This is a genomic window from Inquilinus sp. 2KB_23, from assembly GCF_052115705.1.
GTDB lineage: Bacteria > Pseudomonadota > Alphaproteobacteria > DSM-16000 > Inquilinaceae > Inquilinus > Inquilinus ginsengisoli_A.
The window spans coordinates 255,780-281,936 of the sequence record NZ_JBFRHF010000003.1 but is presented as its reverse complement, the minus strand read 5'-3'; the positions used below and the strand labels follow the sequence as shown (position 1 = coordinate 281,936).

The window sequence follows — 26,157 nt, the reverse complement described above, 5'->3', positions numbered from 1 at the left end:
CCGAATGACTGTCGAGATCGGCGAGCCCGCCCCCGACTTCACCCTGCCCAAGGCCGGCGGCGGGACGGTCTCGCTCTCGGCCCTCAAGGGCCGGAAGGTGATCGTCTACTTCTACCCGAAGGCGGACACTTCGGGCTGCACCAAGGAGGCCTGCGGCTTCAACGACGCGCTGCCGGAATTCAGCGGCGTCGATGCCGAGATCATCGGCATCTCGAAGGATCCGGTGCCGGCGCTGAACAAGTTCGCGGCGAAGTACAGCCTGACCTTCACCCTGGCCTCGGCCAAGGACGACGACACGGTCGAGCGCTACGGCGCCTGGGTCGAGAAGTCGATGTATGGCCGGAAGTACATGGGCATCGACCGATCGACCGTCCTGGTCGACGAAACCGGCGTCGTGCGCGGCCTGTGGCGCGGCGTCCGGGTGCCGGGCCATGTCGAGGCGGTGCTGGCCGCCGCGAAGGGTTAGGTCCCCCGCGAGGTTGGGTTCGCGGGCTCGCAACACCCGGTTCTTGCGATTGGTCGAACAGCCAATTCCCAAGCTTGCTGCTTAATCGGTTGCCGGCAGCCAATCCACAAGGGGAATGCGCTCCGCAGATGCCAATCTTAACGGAAGGTCGTGGCCAAGGCCCAAAGTCAGGCCGCCGCCACCGCCTCCCGTCGCGCGTTCCTGCGCAGCATCTCGGCAGGCACACCGAAGGTCCGGAGGAACGCTCGACGCATGCGTTCGCGGTCGGCAAAACCCGTCTCCTGCGCGACGACGTTAACCGTGTGCCGCCCTTCTTCAATCATGAACCTGGCCGCCTCCAGCCGAAGTTGCTCGACGGCCTTAGCCGGGGACTGGCCCGTCTCGGCCAGAAAGGCGCGGCTGAACTGGCGGGGACTGAGGTTGGCGACGTCCGCAAGCTCCTCGATCGTGAGCGGGTTCCGGAGATTTTGACGAATATGCGCCAGGACCAATTCGATGCGATCGGATTTCGGCGTCATATCAAGGAGTGCGGAATGCTGTTTTTGTCCGCCCATCCGACGCTGGTTCATGACCAGAAGCTTGGCGACCATCTTTGCGGTTTCGGGACCAAGATCGTTGTCGATCAGCGCCAGAACGAGGTCGATCCCCGCGGTCATGCCAGCCGAGGTCCAGATCGGGCCATCGTTGATGAAGATCCGGTCCTCTTCCGTTTTGACGTCGGGAAACCGGATCCTGAAGCTCGCTGCATGGGCCCAGTGCATCGTCGCGCGCCGGCCATTCAGAAGGCCCGCCTCAGCAAGCACAAATGCGCCGCTGCAGATGGAGGCTGTCCGCCTGGAGGCCTTGGCGGCTTCTCGGACGAACGCGATCACGCTCGCATCTGAGGGCGGCATTTCCATCTCGGTGATCGAACCCACGATGACGGTGTCGAAGGCGGGATCTCCGAATGCCTCGGTTTCCAGCATCATTCCCGAGGAAGACCGAACTGGACCGCCATGTTCAGACAGCAAATGGATGTCGTAGCGCTGGTCAGCCGGGGGCAGGTTCACGATCTCGAACGCCGTCAGCGCCGCTAGGCTCATCAACTGGAATCCGCGCGGCACGATGAAACCGACCCGATGCATATTCACTCCTAGTGTCCGAAATTCATATGCTACCCGAAATTAATGCCATCCACGAGGTGTGTTCGGAAACAGCCGCTCGGCGCTCGCGAGCCAGCTTCGTTAGGCTCGTGCCGATCCATGTCACGAATGGTGGCAAGAACGACCTACGCTGATCCCGCCAAAATCGCTAATACATAAGCAACACACAGATCTCGTTCTGCCTAACCAGGTTGTTGCTCATCTTCTGAGTAATAAAGGAAGCGTCTGTTCGGCCGCCATCAACTCGAGTGCTATGGCCAAGCTGCCGAGTGCTCGCCGGGCACGGCTATTCCTGGACCTCTCTGGAGGCGGATCGTGTTGCGGCACCAGCGGCCAATCAAACGCCTACCTCAACTCTTCCGCGAGGAAGAAAGGATGATGCATGTCTTCTGATCACATCGCATTCACCGAGCACCGTATTCCGCGAGGCGAGGGACGCGTCTACGCTAGAGACTATGCCGGCACCGGGCCGGCTTTTGTGCTTATGCACGGCTTCCCCGACAACCTGCATATCTGGGATGACCTGATCCCGCACTTGGTCGCGAGCGGACGTCGCGTTGTGACGTTCGATTTTCTGGGCTTCGGCGCCTCCGACAAACCCGCCGCCGCTGCGTACAGTTTCAATCAGCAACTGGGTGACCTTGAAGCGGTCGTAGAGAGTCTAGGCCTGGGGAAGATCGTCCCGGTCGCTCACGATTCCTCCGGTATGGCGACTCTCAACTACGCGCTCACGCATCCGGAGGCCGTCGACTCCGCGATCATGCTCAACTCGGCCTATAGCGAGGACTCCACTTTTCTTTGGCCAGAGATGATCACGCTCTTTGCGACCCGGAGCATCCAGCCCCTGGCCATGGCGATCGCCCAGAGCCCCGAACAGTTTGGCTGGCTGCTGAGATGGCAGCAGAAGAAATTCCTGGACGCTTTGCCCGAGGCGCAAAAGCCCCATTTCAGCGCGTTCATCGGTTCGCTGATCAGCGACAACTTCATCGTCCAACCTGGCGCCGGGCCTGCCTTCGTACAGTTGGCCGCGGAATTCTTCGATGAACATGCCAGAAACGCCCAGCATCTGACGGCGCTCAAGGCGTTGGATATTCCGGTCAAACTGATCTGGGGACAGTTCGATCCTTACTTCCCCGCCGCCATGGCCGAGCGGCGCCAGTCTCAGCTCAAGAATGCGTCCCTCACCGTCATCCCGGCAGGCCATTGGCTGCAGGCCGACGAGCCCGCGCAAGTGGCGAAGGCGATGCTGTCATGAGCCGCGTCCTCGACAAGTTCGCTGTGAACGCGACCCGCTTGAGTAGGCTCGCCTGCATCGGCGTCCTCGTTGCGGTGCTCGCAGCGATCGGGCCGGCCGCTTCGTTCGCTCAGTCGGCGCCGCCATCCTCGGGCCTCGACGTTCCGACAACCAAACTGTTGGCGATCGGCACCTTCACGGCCAAGGGGACGCCGGAGCAATGGAAGCCGCTCCTCCCCGCCGAAGTGCGCGACACGGTACGGCTCTATCTCGCTGGGAAAATCGACCAGTGGTACCTCAAACAGGACCAGAGCGGCGTGGTGTTCATGATGAACGTCACCGACCCAAACGAGGCTCTGGAGCTTCTTGGCAAGTTTCCCTTCGGCCAGGCGGGTCTGATGGAATTCCAGATCATCCCGCTCGGCCCGATCGCGCCGCTTCGCGTGCTTTTAGCCGAGCCTGCGAAGTAGTTCGCGGCGTTCCAGACCAATCTATCAAAAGGAATTAGCAAAATGCCCAACAACAAGAATCCGCGCGTTCATGCCGAGATACTGCCCGCACTTGCCGCCGTCGTCGTTCCGACGACCAAGATCCTGGCGATCGGCTCGGTCACGGCCAAGGGCACGCCCGAGGCGATCGCGCCGGTCCTGCCCCACGAAGTCCGCGCGACGGTTCGCAACCATCTCGCCGGAAAGATCGAGCAGTGGTTCTTCCAGACCGAGGGCTACGGCGTCGTCTTCATCGTGAACGCCACCAGCACCGCAGAGGCCCACGAACTCCTGGAGAAGCTTCCTCTCGGCGTGGCCGGCATGATGGAATTCGAGCTGATCGCTCTCGGGCCGCTCGCCCCGCTCGCCATGCTCATCGGTGAGCCGCCCCGCTCGTGATGTGATCCGCGGGCCTCGTTGGAAGCCTGGCAGCGCTCCAGGCTCCATCGGGATCGCCTTCGTCAACTTCGTGACTGCTCGATCGTCAACCGATCTCGAACCGCAATTCGGGACCCGGCGGAACCATGTCGCGGCGGAGCGACGACGACATCAACAACCCGCCAATAAGGACCCGCCGCGATGCCTGTTGTCAAAGCCGCAGCCGTGCAGCTCAGTCCCGTTCTCTACAGTCGCGAGGGCACAGTCGGCAAAGTCGTCAAGAAGATCCTCGAGCTTGGGCGCCAAGGTGTCCAGTTCGCGACCTTCCCGGAAACGGTCGTTCCCTACTATCCCTATTTTTCCTTCGTCGAAGCGCCTTATTTGATGGGCGCGGAACACTACAAGTTGCTCGATCAGGCGGTGACCGTGCCGTCCGACGCTACCCGCGCGATCGCCGAGGCCGCCAAGCAAGCTGGCATGGTCGTCTCCATCGGCGTCAACGAGCGCGATGGCGGCACGATCTACAATGCGCAACTCCTGTTCGATGCCGACGGCACGCTCATTCAGCACCGCCGCAAGATCTCCCCGACCTATCATGAACGCATGGTCTGGGGTCAAGGCGATGGCTCCGGCCTGCGCTGTGTCGACAGCGCCGTTGGGCGCATCGGTCAACTGGCCTGCTGGGAACACTACAACCCGCTGGCCCGCTATGCCTTGATGGCGGACGGCGAACAAATTCACTCGGCCATGTATCCCGGGTCGTTCGCCGGCGACGGCTTCTCCGAACAGATCTCGGTCAATATCCGCCAGCACGCATTGGAGGCCGGGTGTTTCGTGGTCTGTGCGACCGCCTGGCTGGACGCCGAGCAGCAAGCCCAGATCATGAAGGACACCGGCTGCAGCATTGAGCCCATCACCAGCGGCTGCTTCACGGCGATCGTCTCGCCAGAGGGCGCATTGATGGGCGCGCCACTGCGATCGGGCGAAGGCGAGGTCATCGCCGATCTCGATTTCCGGGCCATCGACAAACGCAAGCGCCTGATGGATTCGCGCGGTCACTACAGCCGTCCGGAACTGCTCAGCCTGCTGATCGACCGCACGCCAAAGTCCCATGTCCATGAGCGCAGCGCGCATCCAGCGCTGGAATCCCTCGACCGGGCCGATCGGCCGGAAGAGGCCGGATCGCGTCCGGCAATGGCGGCAATCTCATGACCTCACGCCGGCATCTCCTTGTCGCTGGCGGCGGTCTCGTCGCCGCGCTCGACCTCCCGAAAGCGGCGCCTGCGGACGCGACGAAAGTCGCCAGCCCACCAATCCGCTCACAAAGGATCAAAGCCATGACGACCGCGATAATGAAAGACGGCGCGAATATCTACTTCAAGGACTGGGGCGCCGGTCCGGTCGTAACCTTCTCCCATGGCTGGCCGCTCACCGCCGACGCCTGGGACGCCCAGATGCTGTTTCTGGGGAGCCACGGCTTCCGCGTCATCGCCCATGACCGACGCAGCCATGGTCGATCGGACCAGACCTGGACCGGCAACGACATGGACACCTATGCCGACGATCTCGCCACGCTGCTCGAGACGCTCGACGTCAAGGGCGCAACGATGATCGGCCATTCGACCGGTGGAGGCGAGGTCGCGCGTTATATCGGCCGCCACGGCACATCGCGTGTGTCGAAAGCAGTCCTGATTTCCGCAGTGCCTCCCCATATGGCGCAGACGCCGACGAACCCAAACAGTGCGCCGATGAGCGTGTTCGACGGCTTGCGGTCGAGCCTGGTCGCCGATCGGGCGGGGTTCTTCAAGGAACTGGCGATGCCATTCTTCGGCTACAACCGTCCCAACGTGAAGGTTTCGCAGGGCCAGGTCGACTCCTTCTGGCTTCAGGGCATGATGGGCAGCCTCCAAGGCGAGCATGATTGCATCAAGGCCTTCTCCGAGACCGATTTCACGGATGATCTCAGGAAGATGACGATCCCGACCCTGCTCCTGCAGGGCGATGATGATCAGATCGTTCCTATCGACATTGCCTCCCGGCGTTCGGTGAAGATCCTGCCGAACGCGAGCCTGAAGGAATATGCCGGCGCTCCGCATGGCATGTGCGTCACCCATGCCGACCAGGTGAATGCAGACCTGCTCGCTTTCCTCAAAGGATGACGGGGTGAAGCAGTTGCCGATCGACCTACGGACGACAGTCGTCGCGGCGTGACGATGCATATTCATTCTGAGCGAGGTGGAAGATGAACGAGGTGGAGCATAAACGTCCGATCCTCGTGACCGGCGCTGCCGGCCGGATCGGCTCCGTGGGACGCATGGTCACGGAGCTCCTTCTCACCCATGGGTTCCGAGTACGGGCGCAGGTTCGTGTGAACGACGAGCGCGCGGCCATGTTGCGGGATCTGGGTGCCGAGGTCGTGGTTGGCGATCTGCTCGACCTCACGGCGGTACATCGGGCGATCGAGGGGTGCGAACGTCTCTGCTTCGTGATGTCGGTCTCACCGGGCTACCTCGAGGCGGCCGCCAACGTCGCAGTTGTTGCCAAGCACCACGGCGTGAAAGCGTTCGTCAATCTCTCCCAGATGACCGTCAAGGAGATGGATATCTTCAATACGACTGCGAGCCCGCAACAGAAGCAGCATTGGCTGGCAGAACAGATACTATCCTGGTCCGGACTGCCGGTGGTGGAAGTTCGACCAACGGCTTTCATGGAGGGGCTATTCCTTCAGATCGCCAAAGCGGTCTCCATGCAGGACAAGCTTACGGCGCCCTTTGGAATGGGGAAGAACTCGGCCATCGCTGCAGTCGATGTGGCTCGAGTGATCGCCGAGATCTTGAGTGATCCCACCGAGCATATCGGCCAGACGTACCATCTAACCGGGCCTGTTTCGCAGGACATGGACGCGGTCGCACGCGAGTTCTCGGCCGCGCTCGGCCGCACGATCTCGTATGTCGACGTTCCGCTCGATGTCATGAAGGGGCAACTGGCCGCCTTCGGAATGCCGCCGCATGTCGTTGCTCACGTGGCGACGATGGCCCAGCTACATCAGGACAACCGGTACGATCGATTCAGCAACGATGTCGAGCGACTGACCGGCGTGCCGCCGATAAGCGTTCGGGCGTTCGTGCAGAAAAATGCACATGTGTTCGCACCGGTCGTGCCTTCAAGCACGGAATAGGCTCGGCATCGTAGACTTCGCAGACAAGCGTGGTTGCGTGGGCGCGAACCCAATCTACGGCTGGCCTCAGAACGCGTAGGCGTCCATCGCCAGCGCGCCCATGGTGACGCTGGCGTGCAGGCGCGTGCCGGAGCCGTCGCCGGCGCCGAGGGCGACGAAGAACGGCAGGAAATGCTCGTCCGCCGGGTGGTTCTTCACCGCCTCCGGCGCCAGGCGGCGGTAGTTCAGCAGATCCTCGGTGCGGCCCTCGGCCACTGCCGCGGCCACCCAGTCGATGAAGGCCTGCGCCCAGGGCGAGACCGGCGCGTCCGGCCCGCCATGCCAGTCCAGCGCCCGCAGGTTGTGGGTCAGCGACCCCGAGCCCACCACCATCACGCCCTCGTCGCGCAGGCCGCGCAGCGCCTGGCCGACCGCGTAGTGATGCGCCGGATCGCGATGCGGCTGGATCGACAGGGTCGCGACCGGGATGTCGGCGTCCGGATACATCCGGCGCAGCGGCACCCAGGTGCCGTGGTCGATGCCACGGCGGTCGTCGATCGCCACCGGCAGGCCGGCCGCGGCGATGCGTTCGGCCGCCAGCCGGGCCAGGCCGGGGGCGCCCGCCACGGGGTAGCGGATCCGGTACAGCTGTTCCGGGAAGCCGTGGAAGTCGTGGATCGTCTCGGGCTGCGGTGCGGCGCCCAGGGTCGGCACCTCGGTCTCGAAATGCGCCGAGGCAATAAGGATGGCGTCGGGCCGCGGCAGGGTCGGGCCGAGCGTGTCGAAGAACCGCCCTGCCGGCTCGTCCGACACCGACAGCATCGGCGAGCCGTGTGAGACGAAGAGCGCGGGCATCGTGGTCATGATGGAGCTCCGGACATACGGTGCCGGCCTGGGCCGGGCACCCTTGGACTGAGGTTACGCGATCGGGCGCGGCAGCGTGGAGGCTGCGATGATCGACATATTGATCGCTGCGCCAGAACAAACAATCCCGCATGGCAGCAAGAGATTGTTGATGCTAGCGTGACAATCCCATGGACCGCCTCGCCACGATGGACCTGTTCGTCCGCATCGCCGACGCCGGCAGCTTCGTGGCGGCGGCGGAGCAGCTCGGCCTGTCCCGGGCCCAGGCCAGCCGCGCCATCCTCGACCTCGAGGCCCGGCTCGGCACCCGGCTGCTCAACCGCACCACCCGCCGCCTCAGCCTGACCGAGGCCGGCACCGCCTTCTACCACCGGGCGCAGCGCATCACCGCCGATGTGACGGAGGCCGAGGAGGAGGCCGCGGCGCTGCATGCCAGGCCGCGCGGCCTGCTGCGGGTCAACGCGCCGATGAGCTTCGGCGTGCTGCAGGTCGCCCCGGCCCTGACCGGCTATCTCGAGCGCTATCCCGAGGTCTCGGTCGACCTGACCCTGAACGATCGCGTGGTCGACCTGCTGGAGGACGGCAACGACCTAGCCATCCGGATCGGGCGGTTGGCCGATTCCTCGCTGATCGCGCGCCGCTTGGCGCCGTGCCGCCTGCTACTGTGCGCCGCGCCGTCCTACCTCGCGGCCCATGGCACGCCGGCGCATCCGGCCGCATTGGCGCAGCACCGCTGCATCGCCTACGCCTATGGCGCCAACCGCGACGAATGGGTGTTCGACGGGCCGGAGGGCGAGGTCCGCGTCCGGGTCGGCACCCGGCTGCAGGTGAACAACGGCGACGCCATCCAGGCCGCGATCCGCGAGGGCTACGGCATCGCCCGGCAGCCCGACTTCATTGCCGCGGCCGATCTCGTCGCCGGCCGGGTGGTGCAGATCCTGCCGGAATGGCACCAGCAGGATATCGCGGTCTATGCGGTCTACCCGCCGGCCCGCACGCTGTCGGCCAAGGTGCGCAGCTTCGTCGACTATCTGGTCGACCGCTTCGCCGACCCGCCTTGGGCCTTGCCCCCGCTCGACAGCGGCGATTGAAGCCGGCAGTCTCGCGGCTTCCGCGAGAGCGCGATCGCGCTCTCCACTTTGAAGTGGAGCCGGATATCCGGCTCCGGCGAGGCCCGCATGACCAAGACCGCCGCCGACATCGTCGATTTCGCCGCCGCCCGGTCCGAGGACACGACCTACCGGCCCGATGCCGCCAAGGTGCTGGCCGGCGACCCGCTGCAGACGGTGCGCAACTTCTACGACGACCCGACCGGCCAGTTCTCGGCCGGGATCTGGGAGGGCGCGGTCGGCACCTGGCGGATCAACTACACCGAGGAGGAGTTCTGCCACCTGCTGTCCGGCACGGTGGTGCTGGCCGACGCCGCCGGCGCCAGCCACCGCTTCGAGGCCGGGGCCAGCTTCGTCATCCCCGCCGGTTTCACAGGCACCTGGCAGAACCTCTCCGCCGCCCGGAAGCTCTATGTCATCTACGAGCGCAAGGGCTGACCCCTACAGCTGGCGCAGGAACCCGATCATGGCAGCGCTGACCTCCTCCGGCCGCTCCTGCTGGGTCCAGTGGCCGCATCCCGCCAGGATGACCGTCTCTCGCAGGCGCGGCACGGCGGCCGACAGGTTGGACAGCACGGCGCCGATGCCGCGGAACGCCAGCACCACGTCCCGGTCGCCGGCAATGAACAGCGCCGGGACCGTGACCCTGGCGTCTTCGAACGGCGCCAGCAGGTCCCAGTTCCGGTCGATGTTGCGGTACCAGTTCAGGCCGCCGCGGAAGCCGGTCCGGGCGAATTCCCCGGCATAGACATCCACATCGGCTTCGGTCAGCCAGGGCGGCAGCGGGATCGTCTCCGCGCCGATGCCGGCCGGGACGAAGCCCCGATCGCGGGGGATCATCAGGACATGCCCTTCCGCCGCGGGTGAGGCGTCCGGAATCGGGGCATCCCCTGAAGCGTTGAACAGCGAAAGCTTCAGGGTCAGGTGGACATCGCGCTCCAGGTTGGCCTCGGCCACGCCGGGAGCCTGGAAGTAGCGCTGGTAGAACAAGGCATCGTCGGCTTCGGGCACGGTCCGGGTGGGATGAACCTGGCCGCGCGGCAGATACGGGACGCTCAGCCCGATCACGCCGCGAAACCGGTCCGGCCGCAGCAGCGCGGCGTGCCAGGCGACCGGGGCGCCCCAGTCATGGCCGGCGATGACCGCGGTCTCGGCGCCCAGCGCGTCCAGCAGGCCGACCATGTCGCCGACCAGGTGGAGCAGGGTGTACTGGTCGATCGCCTCCGGCCGGTCGGTCCGGCCATAGCCGCGCATGTCGGGCGCCACGGCGTGGAAGCCGGCCGCGGCCAGGGCCGCAAGCTGGTGGCGCCAGGAGTACCAGGATTCGGGGAAGCCGTGGCAGAGCAGCACCAGCGGCCCCTCGCCCTGCTCCGCCACATGCATGCGGATGCCGTTGGTCTCGACCGTCCGGTGGGTTGGCCCGGCCAGGATTGCGCTCGTGGCCATCATGCCTCCGCCATTTCCGCTTCCACGCGCCGGACGAGCTCCGGATCCCGCAGCCGGGCCGGGGATTCCGCGAGGTGGCGGACCGAGACCGCCAGCCGGTGGATCTCGGGATCGCGGGCCGCGATCCGGTACAGCGCCGCGGAGAATTGCAGCGACTTCTCGAGATCGGCCGGCGGGGTGCCCCGGGTCAGGGGATGGACGAAATCCGGGGTGGCCGACATCGACCAGGCCGCGGCGATGGAGGGCTGCACCCTGGCGAAGTACGCCTGCCCCAGCCCGGCGAGCGGATCGCTCTCCCCCGCCCGCGCCCGAAGCAGGTCCTTGAGGACGCAGGCCTCCAGGGCGGCCATGGCCATCCCCTGGCCGTAGACCGGGTTGAACCGGCAGATCGCATCCCCGATCGGCACCAGCCCGCGCGGAAAATCCTTCAGCCGCTCGTAGTGCCGCCACGAGCTCTCGGGGAAGGCGAAGCGATGGACCTTGTCCAGCGGTTCGGCGGTCTTGAGCGCGTCATACAGCGTGGAGGTCCGCAACTGCCGCAGCAGCTCCAGGAAGCCGGTATGGTCGGCCGACGGCGCGGGGGCGTGCCGTTCGCTGACCAGGACCATCAGGCGATCGCCTTCGACCTCGAACACGTATCCGGTCTTGGTGTCCGACGTCCCGTCGGGGAAGGTCATCGCCGCCTTCCAGTCCCGGGCGCGGCGGGGCGCCGCAAAGGTCGTGGTGGCGTAGTGGATGTCGATGCCGACATCGGTCTGCTCCACCTCCGGCCAGCCGCCGGCCTTGAGCAGCGACAGCGTCAGGGCGCCGCGTGCCGAGGCATCGACGATGAGATCGGCGGGGAGAACTCCCTCGACGCCGTGGATCCCCCGGCACCGGACGCCGCCGACCGTGCCGTCGTCATCCGCCAGGATCTCCAGGACGCGGCAGCGCTCGTGCACCGTGACGTTCGGCAGCCGCCGCAGCCGGCGCGCCAAGGTGCGCTCGAGCAGCGGCCGGGTCATGGTGAAGCCGAGCATGCCGAGGTCCCGGCGCGGAAAGGGATCGTAGCCCGGAATCTCCAGGCGGTCCTCGAGGCCGACCCGGACCGCCACCGCTCCGGCCTCGGCGAGATCCCGATCGAAGCCCGGGAACAGGGTGGAGAGCGCGCGCTGGCCGCCGCCCAGCAGCCCGTGCAGCTGCGTCGATTGCGGCGCTCCGGTCCGGGGACCGAGATCGGGGGGAAGCTCGTCGCGCTCCAGCACGGCGACATGCTCGAAATGGTCGGAAAGCGCCGCAGCGGCCGCCAGCCCGGCGATCCCGGCGCCGACGACGATGGCATGCCTGCCCAGTCGCGTGTCCAATTCACCGTCTCCTCATCGATTGCTGCGATGAGGGTCGGGGACGGCGGTTACTGCGTGGTTTCACCGGCGCCGGAGAAGGGTTACCGCTGCAACCCCGACGGCCAGCCTCACGACACCGGCTGCTCCGGCTGCACAGGCGTCGGGCGCATCGCTATTAGGTTGCAAGATAAAACTGGATCGGCTATCAGGCATAAGGTTGCATTATAAAACCGATCAGCCGTAGAGGAGCCGCGGATGAAGCTCGAACCCGGAACGGAGCTGGTCGCCGAGACCGACGCGACGATCGGCACGACGGAACGTCGGCCGGGGACCACGGGCACCGCCGTGGCCGACAAGATGCCCCGCTCCCTGGTGCTGCTGTTCGCGGTCGCCTGCGGCCTCAGCGTGGCGAATGTCTATTACGCGCAGCCGCTGCTCGACACGATGGCGCAGGATTTCGGCATCGCCCGCGCCTCGATCGGCATCGTCATGACCGCCACCCAGATCGGCTGCGCCCTCGCCCTGCTGCTGGTGGTGCCGCTGGGCGACCTGCTGAACCGCCGCCGGCTGGTGATCGTCCAGCTGCTCCTGCTGGGCCTGGCCCTGGTGGTTGTCGGCATCGCGCCGGGGCAGCCCATGCTGCTGGCGGGCATGGTCGCCGTCGGGCTGCTGGGGACGGCGATGACCCAGGGGCTGATCGCCTATGCCGCCACCCTGGCGGCGCCGGCGGAGCGCGGGCGCGTGGTCGGCGCGGCGGCGAGCGGGGTGGTCGTCGGCCTGCTGCTGGCGCGCAGCATGGCGGGGCTGCTGGCCGACCTCGCCGGCTGGCGCTCGGTCTATTTCGCCTCCTCGGCGCTGGCGGTGCTGATGATCGCCGTGCTGTCGCGGATGCTGCCGCGGCAGGCGCAGCCGACCGCCGGCCTGTCCTATCTGCAGCTGCTGCGGTCGATGGCCACCCTGCTGGTGCAGGAGCGCGTGCTGCAGGTCCGCGGCGTGCTGGCCATGCTGATGTTCGCCGCCTTCAGCGTGTTCTGGACCTCGCTGGTGCTGCCGCTGAGCGAGCCGCCGCTGTCGCTGTCGCACAGCGCCATCGGCGCCTTCGGCCTGGTCGGCGCCGTGGGCGCGCTGGCCGCCGCCCGTGCCGGACACATGGCCGACCGCGGCCTCGGGCAATGGACCACCGGCCTGGCCCTGGCGCTGCTGCTGGCCTGCTGGCTGCCCATCGGCTTCGGCCTGCAGTCGCTGTGGGCGCTGATGCTCGGCATCATCGCGCTGGACCTCGGGGGCCAGGCCATCCACGTCACCAACCAAAGCATGATCTTCCGCACCCGGCCCGAGGCGCACAGCCGGCTGGTCGGCTGCTACATGCTGTTCTATTCGGTGGGCAGCGGCGCCGGCGCCATCGCCTCGACCCTGGTCTATGCCTGGGCCGGCTGGGCGGGGGTGTGCCTGCTGGGCGCCGGCATCAGCGCCGCGGCGCTGCTGTTCTGGGCCCTGACCGCCCATCTGACGCCCGCCGCACGAGGCATCGCCGCCGGGCTGGCCGATCAGTCCGCCAGCGGCTCGTAGAAGGCGGCGGCGAACCCGGCGAGGTCGCGGGCCGGGACGTTGAAGGGCCGCTTCAGCTTGGCCCGGAAGTAGCGCCGCACCAGCGCGTGATAGGTCGGGACCGGCGGCCTGCCCTCGCGCGCGCATTCCCATTCGAACCAGCGCCGGCCGGCGCCGACATGGCCGATCTCGTCGGTGTAGATGCGCTGCAGGATGCGGGCGCTGTCCGGGTCGCCGGCCCGCTCCAGCCGCTCCACCGTCTCCGGCGTCACGTCGAGGCCGCGCGCCTCCAGCACCAGCGGCACCACCGACAGCCGGCCGAGGAAATCTTCCGCCGTCTCCTCCGCCGCCTGCCACAGCCCGTCATGCGCCGGCAGCGCACCGTAGGAGGAGCCGAGCTCGCGCAGCCGCCGCGACAGCAGGTCGTGGTGCAGCGCCTCCTCGTCGGCGACCTTGACCCAGTCGTCGAAGAAGCCCCGCGGCGTCTCCGCCGTGGCGAAGCGGGCGATCAGGTCCCAGCTGAGGTCGATCGCGTTCAGTTCGATATGGGCCAGGGCGTGCAGCAGCGCGATCCGCCCCGCCTCCCCGCCCAGGCGGCGCTTGGGCATGTCGCCCGGGCGCAGCAGCTCAGGCCGCGCCGGCCGGGCCGGCCGCATCGGCGGGCGGCGCGTGCCCAGCACCGGGATCGCCCGCTGGCGCCAAGCCTCCGCCGCGGCATGGGTCAGGGCGATCTTGTCCTGCGGATCCGCCGCCTCGAGGATCTGGACGGCGCTGTCGACGAGCGATGGCAAACGATCTGTCCCGGATGTGTGTCGGCCGCCCAGTGCTGATCCAGCCAGCGGCCGGGGTCAAGGGGCAGTGGGATGCCTGATCTGACCGATGATGCTACCCTGCGGCAGCCGCTTCGCTCGGCTCTCTCTGTGCAGCATGATCGATCCGGAAGCTTGGAACACCTCCTTCAGCATCGTCCGCCCCCCCGTCCTCCCGAGCGATTGCAGATCATCGGCCACGGCCCCGCCCCAGGGTCCGGCCGGTCGATATCGGCCCGCCTGCGCGGCTTCGCCTGCCTTGCCGCCACGGTGCTGCTGACGCTGGCCGCCCCCCCGGCCCCGGCCCGATCCCCCGTCCCCGATGCGGATCATGCGGCGGCGGTGGAGCAGGAGGTGCTGGGCATCCTGAGCTACACCCGCTGGCCGGCCGAACCGCCAGAGCTGCGGCTTTGCGTCGTCGGATCGGCCGACTACGCGGACGACCTGCTGGCCGGCGCCACCCAGGCCTCCGGCCGCCCCGTCCGCTCCCGCCGGCTGACGCCCGGCGATCCCCGGATCGGGACGGAGTGCGATGTGGTCTATCTCGGCGCGCTCGGCGAGGCGGAGCGGCGTCCGCTCTATGCCCAGCTGGTCGATCGCCCGATCCTCAGCATCAGTGAGCGGGACGCATCCTGCACGGTGGGCAGCATGTTCTGCCTGCAGATCGAAGACACCCAGATCTGGTTCCAGGTCAATCTGGACTCGGTCGCGCGCAGCCGCGTGCGGATCAATCCCAAGGTGCTGCAGCTCGGCCGCCGCCGGACGCCGGCGCCATGACGCGCCCGCCCGCTCCAGTCCGGAAGCCCCGCCCCGCCCTGCGCAGCGTGCTGCGGCGGGCCCATTTCGGCGTCGCCCTGCTGGCGGTGGTGCTGGCCGGGCTGACCCTGACCATCGCCGGCTTCGTCGTGCTGCATGTCTATGCCAGCAACAACCTGCAATTGATCGCGACCTCGATGAGCTACACGGTCGAGGCCGCGGTCGTGTTCGACGACCGCGGCGCGGCCGAGGAGGCGGTGGCGCTGATCGCATCGCCCGAAGAGGTGGCGGAGGCCACCATCCTCGACCCGCAGGGCCGGGTCCTGGTCTATTGGCAACGACCGCCGGGCGGGTCGTTCGAGGCCCTGGAACAGCGGATGGCGGATCTGGTCTTCCCCGGCCCGGTCCTGGCGCCGATCAGCCATGACGGGGCGGAGATCGGCGTGGTCCGGCTGCGCGGCAGCGCCGTCGGGCTGCTGCGCTTCCTCGGCCTCGGCGTCGCGGTCGTGCTGGCCTGCCTCGGCCTCAGCACGGTCGGGGCGTTGTATCTGTCGCGCTCGCTTCAATCCGGGATCGTTGGCCCGCTGCAGACGCTGGCCGATGTCGCGCATGCGGTCCGGCGCGACCGCGCCTTCGGCCGCCGGGTGCCGCCGGCCGCGATCGCCGAGCTGAACCAGCTGGGCGATGACTTCAACGCGCTGCTGGCCGAGCTGGAGTCCTGGCAGGACCATCTGCAGCGCGAGAACGCATCCCTGGCGCACCAAGCCAGCCATGACAGCCTGACCGGCCTGCCGAATCGCGCCGTGTTCGAGGACCGGCTGGACCGCGCCATCCGCGACGCCGGGCGGGATGGCGGCCAGGTCGCGGTGCTATTCCTGGACAGCGACCGCTTCAAGGATACCAACGACCGTCTGGGCCATGCCGCCGGCGATGCCGTCCTGGTCGACATCGCCGATCGGCTGCGGGCCCGGCTGCGCCCGGGCGACCTAGTGGCGCGGCTGGGCGGCGACGAATTCGCGGTGATGCTGGCACCGTTGCAGGAGGCGGCGGAGGCGCTGCGGATCGCCGACGACATCCTGGACGGCATGGCCAAGCCGATCCGGTTGCCGGATGGCGAGACCGTCGCGGCGTCGCTGAGCATCGGCGTTGCGCTGTTCCCGGATCATGCTCGGGATTCAACGAATTTGATCCAAATTGCAGATTCTGCGATGTATCTCGCCAAGCGGTTGCAGCCCGGCAGCCGTCGGCTTGCGGGAGACGACGACCCGGGCCGTCCAGATGTGGAGTCCCGAATTGCCTGATATCTCCCGCCGTGCCGCCACCCATTTCGCCCTGTCTGGCCTGCTGACCGCCGCCCTGCTACTCGCCGGCTGCGCCTCCGGCCTCACCGCGGCCCAGATCGCCGTGCTGAAGCAGGAAGGGTTCGAACCGACCGATGGCGGCTGGGAGGTCGGCATCGCCAGCAAGCTGCTGTTCGGCACCAATGAGGCGACGCTGGCTGAGGGACAGCGCGAATCGATCGGGCGCCTTGCCCGGTCCCTGCTGTCCGTCGACATCCAGCGCATGCGGGTCGAAGGCCACACTGACGACTACGGCACCGACGACTACAACCTCGACCTGTCGCAGCGGCGGGCCCAGGCCGTGACCGACGCGCTGGTCGCCGCCGGCATGCGCCCGGAGAACATCCAGGTGCGCGGCCTGGGCAAGAGCGCGCCGGTCGAGGACAACCGCTCGGCCGCCGGCCGGCGGGAGAACCGGCGGGTGTCGATCATCGTGTCGAACCAGCAGTGACCTGCAGCCGCGGTCAGGCCGTGCCGGTCATCACCGCCGCGAACTGCTCCAGCGCCCAGTCGACCTGGTCGCGGGTGATCACCAGCGGCGGCGCGATTCGGATGGTGTCGCCATGGGTGTCCTTGGCCAGCACGCCGCGCTTCTGCAGCGCCTCGCAGTACCGGCGGGCGCCGCCGGCCTCGGGGTGCAGCTCGACCGCCAGCATCAGGCCGCGGCCGCGGACCTCGCGGATCAGGTTGCTGCGCAGCCCCGCGAGACCGGCCTGGAAATAATCACCCTGGGCCTGCGCGTTCTCGATCATGCCCTCGTCGACCAACACCTTCAGCGCCATGCGGGCGACGGCGCAGGCCAGCGGGTTGCCGCCGAAGGTGCTGCCGTGCTGGCCGGGCTTGAGCACGCCAAGCACCTCGGAGTTCGAGAGCACGGCCGAGACCGGGTAGAAGCCGCCGGACAGCGCCTTGCCGACCAGGGTGACATCGGCCTCGATGCCCTCATGCGCCTCGGCCAGCAGCTTGCCGGTGCGGCCCAGGCCGGTCTGGATCTCGTCCAGGATCAGGGTGACGTTGTGCCGGGTGCACAGCGCGCGCACGGTCTTGAAATAGCCGTCGGGCGGGATGATCACCCCGGCCTCGCCCTGGATCGGCTCGACCAGGAAGGCCACGGTGTTGGGGGTGATCGCGGCCTCGAAGGCGGCGGCGTCGCCGAACGGCACCACCTTGAAGCCGGGCGCGAACGGCCCGAAATTGCCGCGCGCATCCGGGTCGGTCGAGAAGCCGACGATGCCCAGGGTGCGGCCGTGGAAATTGTCGGCGCAGACGATGATCTCGGCCTGGCCCTGGGGCACGCCCTTGACCTCGTAGCCCCATTTGCGGACGGCCTTGACCGCGGATTCCACCGCCTCGGCGCCGCTGTTCATCGGCAGCACCTTGTGCGAGCCGGTCAGCGCCGCGATCTCGTCGTAGAACAGCGCCAACTGGTCGTTGCGGAAGGCGCGCGAGGTCAGGGTCAGCTTCTGCGCCTGCTCGACCATCGCCGCCAGGATCCTGGGGTGGCAATGGCCCTGGTTCACCGCGGAATAGGCCGAGAGGCAGTCGAGGTAGCGGTTGCCGTCGACATCCCAGACCCAGACGCCCTCGCCTTTCGACAGCACCACGTCGAGCGGCTTGTAGTTGTGCGCGCCGAGGCGGGCTTCGGTCTCGATGAGGCTGGTTGCCGTGGCCATGATCCTGTTCCCTGTCTTGTCCGTTCCCGTCCCAGCCGCGTGTCAGAGTGACAGCGACGATGCCCGCTCCAGCGCCCCGGCCCGGTCGATGATCTGCCGGCCGAACAGGCTGGAGACCAGGTCGACCAGCAGCAGCGCGCTCTTGCCCCGGTCGTCGAGGAACGGGTTCAGCTCGACCACGTCGAGCGACCCGACCAGGCCGCTGTCATGCAGCATCTCCATGATCAGATGCGCCTCGCGGTAGGTGGCGCCCCCCGGCACCGTGGTGCCCACGCCCGGCGCGATCGCCGGCTCGAGGAAATCGACGTCCAGGCTGACATGCAGCACGCCGTTGCGGGCCGCGACCTTGTCGATGATCCGGCGCATCAGCACCGAGACGCCGTATTCGTCGACCAGCCGCATGTCGAACACCTCGACCCCGCGGCGGCGCAGCAGCGCCCGTTCCTCGCGGTCGATCGAACGGGCGCCGAAGATGGTGAGATTCTGCGGGTCCAGCCGCTCGCGCGGCTCCGGCCCGAACACGTCGTCCAGCCCCGGCTCGCCGCATAGCAGCGCCGCCGACATGCCGTGCATGTTGCCCGACGGCGTGGTCTCCGGCGTGTTGAAGTCGGAATGGGCGTCGAGCCACAGCACGAACAGCTCGCGCCCGGCCTCGCGGCTGTGGCGCAGCACGCCGTTGACGGAGCCCATCGACAGGCTGTGGTCGCCGCCCAGGAAGATCGGCAGCACGCCTTCGTTCATCAGCGCATAGGCGCGGTCACTCAGGACCCGGGCCCAGCCCGCGATTTCCGGCAGGAAGCGCATCTGCGGCGTCTCCTGCAGCTCCGGCAGCGGCCGCGGCGCCAGGTCGCCCTGGTCCTCGACCTCGAAGCCCAGGCCGCGCAGGCTGGGCAGCAGGCCTGCGGTGCGCAGCGCGGCGGGGCCCATCACGGCGCCGCGATGCCCGGCCCCGACCTCGACCGGGGCGCCGACCAGGGCGATGCGCGAGGGCCGGTGCTCCCGGTGGTCGGTCTGGGTTGCGTCCATGTCCTGCCGTCCCTTGCCCTGTGGCGTTGACCAGAGCGGGGATTATCGGCCGGATCGGGGGTGACATAAAGACGGCATGGTGACTAATCTGATCACCGTATTGCGCAAAGTGCTAAGGACTCCCGACCAGAATGGACGATCTCGACCATCGGCTGCTGTCCCTGCTGCGGGCCGATTCCCGCAGCCCGGCCTCGACCCTGGCAGCGACGCTGGGCGTGTCGCGCGCCACGGTCCGGGCCCGGATCGACCGGCTGGTCGACACCGGCGTGATCCAGGGCTTCACCATCGTGGTCAAGGCCGGCAGCCAGCCGCATGTGATCCGCGCCATCACCCTGATCGAGGTGGAGGGCCAGGCTGCAGACAAGGTGATGAAACGGCTGCGCGGCTTCCCCGAGGTCCGGGCGCTGCATTCGACCAACGGCCGCTGGGACCTGGTGGCCGAGATCGAGACCGACACGCTGGAGGCGTTCGACCAGACCCTGCGCCGGATCCGGCAGGTCGAGGGCATCTCGGTGACCGAGACCAGCCTGATGCTGTCGTCGATCCAGACCCGGACGGCCGCTGAATAGCGCCGCCGCGCGCTTTTCCCGCAACCTTCCGCATGCGGCGGCGTTGAACAAGCCATCCCACTCGGTTAGGGATTGCACCAACCGATCCAACGCATCGAGGAAGAGACGCACGATGAGAATCAGTCCGCGCGTGCAGAAGATCCTGTCCAACTACGACAGCGAAAACCCGGGCGTGAAGGCCCGGCTCGCGCAGCTCCTGATGAACGGCCGGCTCGGCGGCAGCGGCAAGATGGTGATCCTCCCGGTCGACCAGGGGATCGAACACGGCCCGGCCCGCAGCTTCGCGATCAACCCCGGCGGCTATGACCCGTTCTACCACCACCAGCTGGCGATCGATGCCGGGCTGAGCGCCTATGCCGCGCCGCTGGGCCAGCTCGAGGTCTCGACCGGCAAGCTGTACGGCCAGGTGCCGACCATCCTGAAGCTGAACCACTCCAACAGCCTGTCCCGCCTGAAGGAAGACGCCGACCAGGCGATCTTCGGGTCGGTCGAGGACGCGCTGCGGCTGGGCTGCACCGCCATCGGCTTCACCATCTATCCCGGCTCGGACCAGGGGTTGGAGCAGATGGAGGAGATCGCCGAGCTGATCCGTGAGGCCAAGGCGGTCGGCCTGCCGACGGTGCTGTGGTCCTATCCGCGCGGCGGGAACATCACCAAGGACGGCGAGACCGCGATCGACGTTGTGGCCTATGCCGCCCATCTCGCCAGCCAGCTCGGCGCCCACATCATCAAGGTCAAGCTGCCGAGCGCCTTCATCGAGCAGAAGGAAGCCAAGAAGGAGTTCGACGGCGCCAAGATCGCGATCGGCACCCAGGCCGAGCGCGTCGCCGAGGTCATGCGCTCCTGCTTCGCCGGCCGCCGCATCGTCGTGTTCTCCGGCGGCGCCGCCAAGGACACCGCCTCGGTGCTGGACGATGCCCGCGCCATCCGCGACGGCGGCGGCAACGGCTCGATCATCGGCCGCAACTGCTTCCGCCGGCCGCGGGACGAGGCGCTGGAACTGCTCGACACCATCATCCGCATCTTCCAGGGCAAGGAATAACCCCCTGACCGAGTCCCGCCTCTATCTCGCGATCCCGCCGGACCTCGACCCGGCGGTGCTCGCGGCCGCCCTCGGCGCCGGCGACGTCGCCTGCGTCGAGCTGGCGGTGCCGGCCGATGCCGCCGCGGCCCGCGCCGCGGTGGAGCGGTTGCGCGACATCGCCCAGGCCGCCGGCGTCGCCTTCCTGCTGCGCGGCGACGCCGCGCTGGCGGCGAAGGCGCAATGCGACGGCGTGGTGGTCGACCCCGCCGGCTATGGCGCAGCGCGCAAGGCCGTCGGCGGCCAGGCGATCGTCGGCGTGGTGGCCGGCACCAGCCGCCACGAGGCGATGGAGGCGGGCGAGGCCGGGGCCGACTTCATCGGCTTCGACGCCGATCCGGAGATCGTGTCCTGGTGGACCGAGATGATGGAGATCCCCTGCGTCGCCGCCCTGCCCGACGCCGATTTCCGGCGCCTGGCGGCCGAGGGCTGGACCGACCCGCAGGCCGCCGCCGCCGCCGTCCGCGCGCTGGGCTGAGCTCGGCCGCGGCGGGCCCCGATCCGCCGGATCCGACCGCGCGATCGTGCGGTCGATCAACGAGATCGGCCACGATCTCGGCACTGGAACCGTCGCCGAATCGGCCGAAGATGCCGAGACGTTGGCGATCGTGCGGGAGCTCGGCATCGACCGCGTCCAGGGCCATGCCATCGGCCCGGTGCTGCCGCCCGATCGGATGGTTTGACGCCGCAGTCCGGAGATCCCATGCGCGCCCGCTTCCTGCTTCCCCTGCTCGCCCTGTTCGCCACCACCCCGGCCCTGGCCGAGACCGCGCCCAGCTTCGACTGCGACAAGGCTGGCACCGCCGTCGAGAAGGCGATCTGCGCCGACATGACCCTGTCCTGGCTGGACCACACCATGGGGCGGCTCTACGCGGCGCTGCAGGGCAGCGGCGGCACCAAGTTGCGCGACAGCCAGCGCGCCTGGCTGGCCGACCGCAACAAATGCCCCGCCGAGGGCCGCGCCAACTGCCTCAGCGGCCAGTACATGACCCGCTTCGCGGCCCTCGCCGCCGGCTACGACAAGGGCCGGATCGCCGGCGTCTACACTTATCTCGACGGCAGCGGCGCGATGACCGCCATCCCCTTCCCCAACGGCACGCTGGCCGCCCGGATCGACACGGTCGGCGCCGCCCCGGCCTATCCGGTCTGCATGGTCGAACTGGAGGATGCGCCGCTGGGCAAGGCCGGCGCCCGCTGGACCGACCCGGATTCGCCGATGGGCGACGACAAGCACTGCTCGATCGGCCTGAGCTTCAGCAATGGCGCCGCCGGCATCGAGGACCATGGCTGCGAGGTCGCCTATTGCGGCCTGAACGGCAGCTTCTCCGGCCGGTACCAGAAGAACTGAGCGGGCGGGCTTCAATCCACCCCCTCCACTGTCATTGCCCGGCTCGACCGGGCAATCCAGGGGCCACCAAGCACCGCTTTGGCCGCCCCTGGATGCCACGGTCAAGCCGTGGCATGACAAGTGAGGGTGGGCGCCTGGCCTACCCTACTGCACCACCTTCAGCGTCCGTCCCGTGCGGCCGCGTCGCGTGGCCTGTGGGGCGGGAGCCTCGGCGGCGGGCGTCTCCGCCTCGGCGGCGAAGGCCGTGCGCATCTGCTCCAGCCGCAGCTTGACCTCGCCCGCGACCGGGCCGGAGGAAGACACCACCGCCTCGATCACGCCGAAGGCACGGTCGCGGGTCGCGGCGTCCTTGGGCAGCAGGTCCGGCAGCGCCGCCAGCGCCTCCTCGGGCAGCCAGCGCATGATCAGGTACTGCTCGCGCACCGCTTCCTTGAACTCGGCCAGCGAGTCCCAGTGCCCGGGCAGGCTGTCGTCGTAGAGCTGGCGCAGCGTGGCGAAGCCGCGCTCGTCGACCGCGCGCATCGGCCAGATGGCGTAGAGCACGGCGCGCAGCACCGCGGCGCGGATGTCGCCCTCGGCCACCTTGCCGCGCAGCCCTTCGACCACCTCGTCGATCTCGCGGCCCCGCGGCGGGCGGCGCTCGGCCAAAGTGCGGTCGTCGATGCCGAGCATCGCCTGCAGCACCGGGTTGCCGTAGACGGCGTAGAAGGTGCTTTCGATCCAGCGGTCGCGCATGTCGCGCCAGCCGTCCAGCATGGTCACGATCTGGTTCGACATCAGGTCCTGGAACGCCAGGAACGGGTTGTCGGCCGCCGCCGGGCGCCGGTGCGCGCGCACCTGCTCGGCCGCCATCGCCACCGGCAGCATCGCCGGGTTGCGGTTGGAGAACAGCGAATACTGCAGCCGCAGCGGGCTTAAGCGCCGCCCGAGCTCCGCCGCCGGCTCGCTCGACGCCGCCCGGATCAGCGGGCGCAGGGTGCTGCCGTAGATCTTGCTGTTGATCTCCGACACCCGGGCCGCGGTGGCGAAGGCGCGGTCCTCCTCGGTGTTGTTGATGCCCAGCGCGCGGATGTCGTTGACGCTGCGCACCTCGAACCGCACCACATGGTCGCCGCGGATCAGGTCGGCGTTCGGGTCGTCCGGCTGCATCTCGGTGATGACAGCCTCGTAGAGGCCCGGCGCCAGCACGTCGATCAGGTCGATGTTCTGGATGAACTGGTTGTGCTCCTTCGCCGCGACGCGGCCGGAGACGAAGATGCCGAGATGCCCGATGTCGTCATGGATGGCGTAGATGATGGTCTGGCCATTGGCGACGATGTCGTCGGTCGAGTCGTAGAGGTCCAGGATCCAGCCCAGCGCCTGCTGCGGCGGGGTGATGTTGTCGCCCTGCGAGCAGAACACCACGATCGGCGACTTGATGTTGCGCAGGTCGATCTTGCGCCCGTCCGAGGTCGCCAGCTGGCCCGCCGCCAGCTTGTCGCCGACGAACAGATCCTCGGTGATGGTCTCGATCTCGTTGGCGTTCAGCAGGACATAGCCGCCCCACCACTTCTCAAAGCTGAGGTAGCGCGGCACCTCGGTGTCGATCTTGGTGTAGAGGTTGTACTGCTTGGACCACAGCGTGTTTGACGGGTTCAGGCTCTCGAAATTCTGCACCAGATGGGCGCCGTCATAGCGGCCATGGCCGAGATCGGCGCTGAGCGCCGCCGGCCAGCCGCCGCCGGCGAGGCCGCCGAGATAGCGCATCGGGTTCTTGCCGCGCGGCCCGTCCCAGTAGGACAGCGGCGCGCCGGCCAGGATCATCGGCCCGACGATGTCGGGCTTGATCGCGGCGAGCATCGCCAGGGCCCAGCCGGCCTGGCAGTTGCCCATGACGCAGGGCTTGCCCTCGGCATTCGGGTGCCGCTCCGCCACCAGGCGCAGGAAGGCGGCCTCGGCCCGGCCGATATCCTCCAGCGTCTGGCCCGCCGCCGGCACCGGCAGGAAGCCGATGAAGTAGCAGGGGTGGCCGGCGCGCAGGGCGCGGCCGATCTGGCTTTCCGGCTTCATCCCGCCGATGCCCGGCCCATGGCCGGCGCGCGGATCGACGATGACGAAGGGCCGCTTGTCGGGGTCGACCGTCACGCCCTCGGGCGGCACGATGCGGACCAGCATGTAATTGCAGGGCCGCTCCAGGCTGCGGCCGTCGAGGATGACCTCGAACTCGTAGGACAGCACATGCGGCGTCGGGTCTGCCGCGTGTTCGAGATACTGGTTGCCGCGCTGGCGCAGCACATCCCAGAACAGCACCGTGCGCTGCGCCGCGTCGACCCAGTATTCGGCGGCAGACGCCCAAGGCTCGGCCCAGGCGGCGCTGAGCGCGGCGCTCCGGTCGGCGGTACCGGTCATGATAACCCGTCCTCTTCCTTCGGTTGCGGATGACCATCCCATGACGCGAGGGGCTTGATGCCCTTCTGCACCGTCACGGGACTCAGCTGGTCGCTCCGCCCTAAGTCAGACGATATAGCATATTTTACGGGTTACATCCGTTCCGGAACGTCTATTCCCAACAGGCCGAGCAGCTGTTCCAGCTGACGCAGCGTCAAAGCCGTGAGTCCGAGCCAGGAAGCGCGGCGCGCGGCGTCGGTTTCGCTCAGCACATGGCAGGCATCGTAGAAACGACTGAACTCGCGCGCCAGGGCGTAGGCAAAGTCGCACAGCTCGTTCGGCGCCCGCTTGTCATAGGCATTGCGGACCGCGTCCGGCAGCTGGGCCAGCTGCAGCATCAGCGCCCGGTCGCCCTCGTTCGCCGCCGACAGGATGGTGCCTGGCGCGTCGCCCTGCCCCTCCGCCCGGCGCAGCAGCGACCGGGCGCGCACCGCCGCATATTGCAGGTAGGGGCCGGTCTTGCCCTCGAAGCGCAGCATGCGGTCGAGGTCGAAGACGTAGTCCGAGGACGGGTTGTTCTGGAGGTCGGCGAACTTCACCGCGGCGATGCCGACCCGGCGGGCGATCTCGCGCCGCTCCTCCTCCGGATAGCCTTCGGCCAGATGCGCCTCCTCCAGGCGCTTCAGCCCGATCTCGGTGGCGGTGTCCAAGAGGTCGTACAGCTTCATCACGCCGCCGGCGCGGGTCCGGAACGGCTTGCCGTCCGGCCCGTTCATGGTGCCGTAGCCGAGATGCTCCAGGTCGGACCGGCCGTTCAGCCCCGCCTTGTGGGCGGCGCGGAACACCTGCTCGAAATGCAGCGACTGGCGGCGGTCGACGACATAGAGCCCCAGCGCGGGGTCGAGCGACTGGCGCCGGTCGATGATGGTGGCGAGGTCGGTGGTGCCGTAGGTGACGGCGCCGTCCGACTTGACCAGGATCAGCGGCGGCATCTCCTTCTTGTCGCTCTCTTCGGCGATGCGGACGATGACGGCGCCGGCGTCGGTCTCGGCCAGGCCCCGGGCCTGGAAGTCCGCCACCATCGGCTCGATCAGGTCGTGGACCGCGGCCTCGCCCTTCCACAGGTCGAAATGCACGCCCAGCGCGTCGAACTCCCGCTGCATCCCGGCGATCGAGACGTCGATGAAATGCTGCCACAGCGCGCGGTAGCCGGGCCGGCCGGCCTGCAGCTCGGCGGTCGCCTGGCGGCTCTCCTCCATCCGCGCCGGATCGGCCTTCGAGGCCTGGGAGGCGGCGGGGTACAGGACCTCGAGGTCCTCCATCGTCACCGGGCTGGCGTTGGGATAGGGGCCGGTGAAGTCGGGGTCGAAATAGGGCAGGTCCGGCTGGCGGCGGGCGATCTCGCTGATCACCATGCCCATCGGCGTGCCCCAGTCGCCCATATGCACGTCGCCGATCGCGTCGTCGCCGACGAACAGGAACAGCCGGCGCAGGCTGTCGCCGATGATCGAGGCGCGGAGGTGGCCGACATGCATCGGCTTGGCGATGTTCGGGCCGCCATAGTCCAGCACCACCCGGCGCGGGGGGTTGGCCAGCGGCACGCCCATCCGCTCGTCCCCGGCCTGGGCGTCGACATGGGCGGCGATGACCGGGTCGGTCAGCGACAGGTTGATGAAGCCCGGGCCGGCCAGCGACACATTGTCGAAATCCGGGTTCGCCTGCAGGCGCTTGGCCACCTTCTCCGCGATCTCGCGCGGGTTGGCGCCCGCGCGCTTGGCGGCCGGCAGGGCGCCGTTGCACTGGAACTGCCCGAGATCCGGGCGGTTCGAGACGGTGACGATGCCGAGTTCGGGCGGCAGCCCCTCCGCGGCGAAGGCGGCGGCGACGGTTTCGGTCAGCTTGGCGGCGAGCGAGGACATGCGGGCAGGTCTTTCCGGGCTATCCGCGGGTTTTAGGGTCCACGCGCGCTCGAGGCAAGGCCCGCCCTGCCGTTGACCCCCGGAGAGGCCGGAGCCACCCACTCACCCCCATTCG

At 68.1% G+C, this 26,157-nt stretch carries 27 protein-coding genes; 18 read left to right on the top strand and 9 right to left on the bottom strand.

The genetic code is table 11. The features are described from left to right. Positions 1-4 precede the first annotated feature (4 nt). Entirely contained in the window at positions 5-466 is a 462-nt protein-coding gene (locus AB4112_RS05490) for a peroxiredoxin (RefSeq protein ID WP_309796100.1), read from the top strand. Between the two features lie 167 nt (positions 467-633). Here AB4112_RS05490 and AB4112_RS05485 read toward each other — a convergent pair whose 3' ends face one another. Further along, positions 634-1,590, bottom strand: a complete 957-nt coding sequence (locus tag AB4112_RS05485) for a GlxA family transcriptional regulator (RefSeq protein ID WP_309796098.1) — start codon at positions 1,588-1,590, stop codon at positions 634-636. Positions 1,591-1,990: 400 nt separating this feature from the next. Here AB4112_RS05485 and AB4112_RS05480 point away from each other — a divergent pair, with 400 nt between their 5' ends. The 6 genes from AB4112_RS05480 to AB4112_RS05455 all read left to right on the top strand — a co-directional run bounded on the left by AB4112_RS05480 (position 1,991) and on the right by AB4112_RS05455 (position 6,886). Further along, positions 1,991-2,863, top strand: a complete 873-nt coding sequence (locus AB4112_RS05480; protein ID WP_309796096.1) for an alpha/beta fold hydrolase — start codon at positions 1,991-1,993, stop codon at positions 2,861-2,863. Then, complete coding sequence (locus tag AB4112_RS05475; RefSeq protein ID WP_309796094.1) at positions 2,860-3,312, top strand: hypothetical protein; 453 nt, start codon at positions 2,860-2,862, stop codon at positions 3,310-3,312. Before AB4112_RS05480 ends, AB4112_RS05475 begins: the two co-directional genes overlap by 4 nt. Positions 3,313-3,354: 42 nt before the next feature. Next, positions 3,355-3,729: a hypothetical protein gene (locus AB4112_RS05470; protein ID WP_309796092.1), complete on the top strand. Its 375-nt coding sequence runs from the start codon at positions 3,355-3,357 to the stop codon at positions 3,727-3,729. A 180-nt stretch (positions 3,730-3,909) separates the two neighbouring features. Further along, complete coding sequence (locus tag AB4112_RS05465; protein WP_309796090.1) at positions 3,910-4,920, top strand: nitrilase-related carbon-nitrogen hydrolase; 1,011 nt, start codon at positions 3,910-3,912, stop codon at positions 4,918-4,920. Beyond that, positions 4,917-5,867 carry an alpha/beta hydrolase gene (locus tag AB4112_RS05460; RefSeq protein ID WP_309796089.1) on the top strand — a complete coding sequence of 317 codons (951 nt, stop codon included), beginning with the start codon at positions 4,917-4,919 and terminating at the stop codon, positions 5,865-5,867. Before AB4112_RS05465 ends, AB4112_RS05460 begins: the two co-directional genes overlap by 4 nt. Before the next feature lie 83 nt (positions 5,868-5,950). Then, positions 5,951-6,886, top strand: coding sequence for an NmrA family NAD(P)-binding protein (locus AB4112_RS05455; protein ID WP_309796088.1), 936 nt, complete (start codon positions 5,951-5,953; stop codon positions 6,884-6,886). 66 nt (positions 6,887-6,952) lie between these two features. Here AB4112_RS05455 and AB4112_RS05450 read toward each other — a convergent pair whose 3' ends face one another. Continuing rightward, on the bottom strand, positions 6,953-7,729 hold the full coding sequence (locus AB4112_RS05450) for a dioxygenase family protein (RefSeq protein WP_309796086.1): 777 nt from the start codon (positions 7,727-7,729) through the stop codon (positions 6,953-6,955). 170 nt (positions 7,730-7,899) lie between these two features. On the opposite strand from AB4112_RS05450, the gene AB4112_RS05445 reads away from it, so the two are divergent. Together AB4112_RS05445 and AB4112_RS05440 are read left to right on the top strand one after the other, a co-directional pair. Beyond that, positions 7,900-8,820 carry a LysR family transcriptional regulator gene (locus AB4112_RS05445; protein ID WP_309796085.1) on the top strand — a complete coding sequence of 307 codons (921 nt, stop codon included), beginning with the start codon at positions 7,900-7,902 and terminating at the stop codon, positions 8,818-8,820. An 87-nt stretch (positions 8,821-8,907) separates the two neighbouring features. Further along, positions 8,908-9,276, top strand: coding sequence for a cupin domain-containing protein (locus AB4112_RS05440; protein ID WP_309796083.1), 369 nt, complete (start codon positions 8,908-8,910; stop codon positions 9,274-9,276). Positions 9,277-9,279: 3 nt separating this feature from the next. Here the strand turns inward: AB4112_RS05440 and AB4112_RS05435 are convergent, their stop codons facing one another. Together AB4112_RS05435 and AB4112_RS05430 are read right to left on the bottom strand one after the other, a co-directional pair. Beyond that, positions 9,280-10,284, bottom strand: a complete 1,005-nt coding sequence (locus AB4112_RS05435) for an alpha/beta fold hydrolase (RefSeq protein ID WP_309796081.1) — start codon at positions 10,282-10,284, stop codon at positions 9,280-9,282. Further along, a complete protein-coding gene (locus AB4112_RS05430) occupies positions 10,284-11,627 on the bottom strand; it encodes an NAD(P)-binding protein (RefSeq protein ID WP_309796080.1) in 1,344 nt (447 codons plus the stop codon). The genes AB4112_RS05435 and AB4112_RS05430 overlap by 1 nt, the downstream gene beginning before the upstream one ends. A gap of 234 nt (positions 11,628-11,861) precedes the next feature. Here AB4112_RS05430 and AB4112_RS05425 point away from each other — a divergent pair, with 234 nt between their 5' ends. Further along, the gene (locus AB4112_RS05425) at positions 11,862-13,175 is read left to right on the top strand and encodes an MFS transporter (RefSeq protein WP_441717604.1); all 1,314 of its coding nucleotides are present in this window, start codon (positions 11,862-11,864) and stop codon (positions 13,173-13,175) included. Here AB4112_RS05425 and AB4112_RS05420 read toward each other — a convergent pair. Next, positions 13,154-13,945: a ferritin-like domain-containing protein gene (locus AB4112_RS05420; protein WP_441717602.1), complete on the bottom strand. Its 792-nt coding sequence runs from the start codon at positions 13,943-13,945 to the stop codon at positions 13,154-13,156. The two genes, AB4112_RS05425 and AB4112_RS05420, sit on opposite strands and share 22 nt — an antisense overlap. 201 nt (positions 13,946-14,146) lie before the next feature. Between AB4112_RS05420 and AB4112_RS05415 the strand changes: the two genes are divergently transcribed. Genes AB4112_RS05415 through AB4112_RS05405 form a run of 3 tightly spaced genes read left to right on the top strand, consistent with a single transcriptional unit; the run spans position 14,147 to position 16,510 of the window. Further along, positions 14,147-14,740, top strand: coding sequence for a YfiR family protein (locus AB4112_RS05415; protein WP_309796075.1), 594 nt, complete (start codon positions 14,147-14,149; stop codon positions 14,738-14,740). Further along, on the top strand, positions 14,737-16,020 hold the full coding sequence (locus AB4112_RS05410; protein WP_309796073.1) for a diguanylate cyclase domain-containing protein: 1,284 nt from the start codon (positions 14,737-14,739) through the stop codon (positions 16,018-16,020). The genes AB4112_RS05415 and AB4112_RS05410 overlap by 4 nt, the downstream gene beginning before the upstream one ends. Beyond that, a complete protein-coding gene (locus tag AB4112_RS05405) occupies positions 16,013-16,510 on the top strand; it encodes an OmpA family protein (protein WP_309796071.1) in 498 nt (165 codons plus the stop codon). The genes AB4112_RS05410 and AB4112_RS05405 overlap by 8 nt, the downstream gene beginning before the upstream one ends. A gap of 13 nt (positions 16,511-16,523) precedes the next feature. Here AB4112_RS05405 and rocD read toward each other — a convergent pair whose 3' ends face one another. Next, positions 16,524-17,732: an ornithine--oxo-acid transaminase gene (rocD, locus tag AB4112_RS05400; RefSeq protein ID WP_309796070.1), complete on the bottom strand. Its 1,209-nt coding sequence runs from the start codon at positions 17,730-17,732 to the stop codon at positions 16,524-16,526. A 42-nt stretch (positions 17,733-17,774) separates the two neighbouring features. Then, complete coding sequence (gene rocF / locus AB4112_RS05395; protein WP_309796068.1) at positions 17,775-18,758, bottom strand: arginase; 984 nt, start codon at positions 18,756-18,758, stop codon at positions 17,775-17,777. Between the two features lie 131 nt (positions 18,759-18,889). Here rocF and AB4112_RS05390 point away from each other — a divergent pair, with 131 nt between their 5' ends. From AB4112_RS05390 to AB4112_RS05370, 5 genes are all read left to right on the top strand, one after another. Further along, the gene (locus AB4112_RS05390) at positions 18,890-19,327 is read left to right on the top strand and encodes an Lrp/AsnC family transcriptional regulator (protein ID WP_309796066.1); all 438 of its coding nucleotides are present in this window, start codon (positions 18,890-18,892) and stop codon (positions 19,325-19,327) included. 112 nt (positions 19,328-19,439) lie between these two features. Continuing rightward, the gene (locus tag AB4112_RS05385) at positions 19,440-20,369 is read left to right on the top strand and encodes a class I fructose-bisphosphate aldolase (RefSeq protein WP_441717597.1); all 930 of its coding nucleotides are present in this window, start codon (positions 19,440-19,442) and stop codon (positions 20,367-20,369) included. A gap of 55 nt (positions 20,370-20,424) precedes the next feature. Further along, positions 20,425-20,886 carry a thiamine phosphate synthase gene (locus tag AB4112_RS05380; RefSeq protein WP_309796063.1) on the top strand — a complete coding sequence of 154 codons (462 nt, stop codon included), beginning with the start codon at positions 20,425-20,427 and terminating at the stop codon, positions 20,884-20,886. Further along, positions 20,813-21,091, top strand: coding sequence for an EAL domain-containing protein (locus AB4112_RS05375; protein ID WP_309796593.1), 279 nt, complete (start codon positions 20,813-20,815; stop codon positions 21,089-21,091). Before AB4112_RS05380 ends, AB4112_RS05375 begins: the two co-directional genes overlap by 74 nt. A gap of 20 nt (positions 21,092-21,111) precedes the next feature. Continuing rightward, the gene (locus tag AB4112_RS05370) at positions 21,112-21,756 is read left to right on the top strand and encodes a lysozyme inhibitor LprI family protein (protein ID WP_441717595.1); all 645 of its coding nucleotides are present in this window, start codon (positions 21,112-21,114) and stop codon (positions 21,754-21,756) included. A 144-nt stretch (positions 21,757-21,900) separates the two neighbouring features. Here AB4112_RS05370 and AB4112_RS05365 read toward each other — a convergent pair whose 3' ends face one another. Both AB4112_RS05365 and argS read right to left on the bottom strand, forming a co-directional pair. Then, the gene (locus AB4112_RS05365) at positions 21,901-24,144 is read right to left on the bottom strand and encodes a DUF3141 domain-containing protein (protein WP_441717593.1); all 2,244 of its coding nucleotides are present in this window, start codon (positions 24,142-24,144) and stop codon (positions 21,901-21,903) included. Between the two features lie 131 nt (positions 24,145-24,275). Further along, the gene (gene argS / locus AB4112_RS05360) at positions 24,276-26,042 is read right to left on the bottom strand and encodes an arginine--tRNA ligase (protein WP_441717591.1); all 1,767 of its coding nucleotides are present in this window, start codon (positions 26,040-26,042) and stop codon (positions 24,276-24,278) included. Between the last annotated feature and the right edge of the window lie 115 nt (positions 26,043-26,157).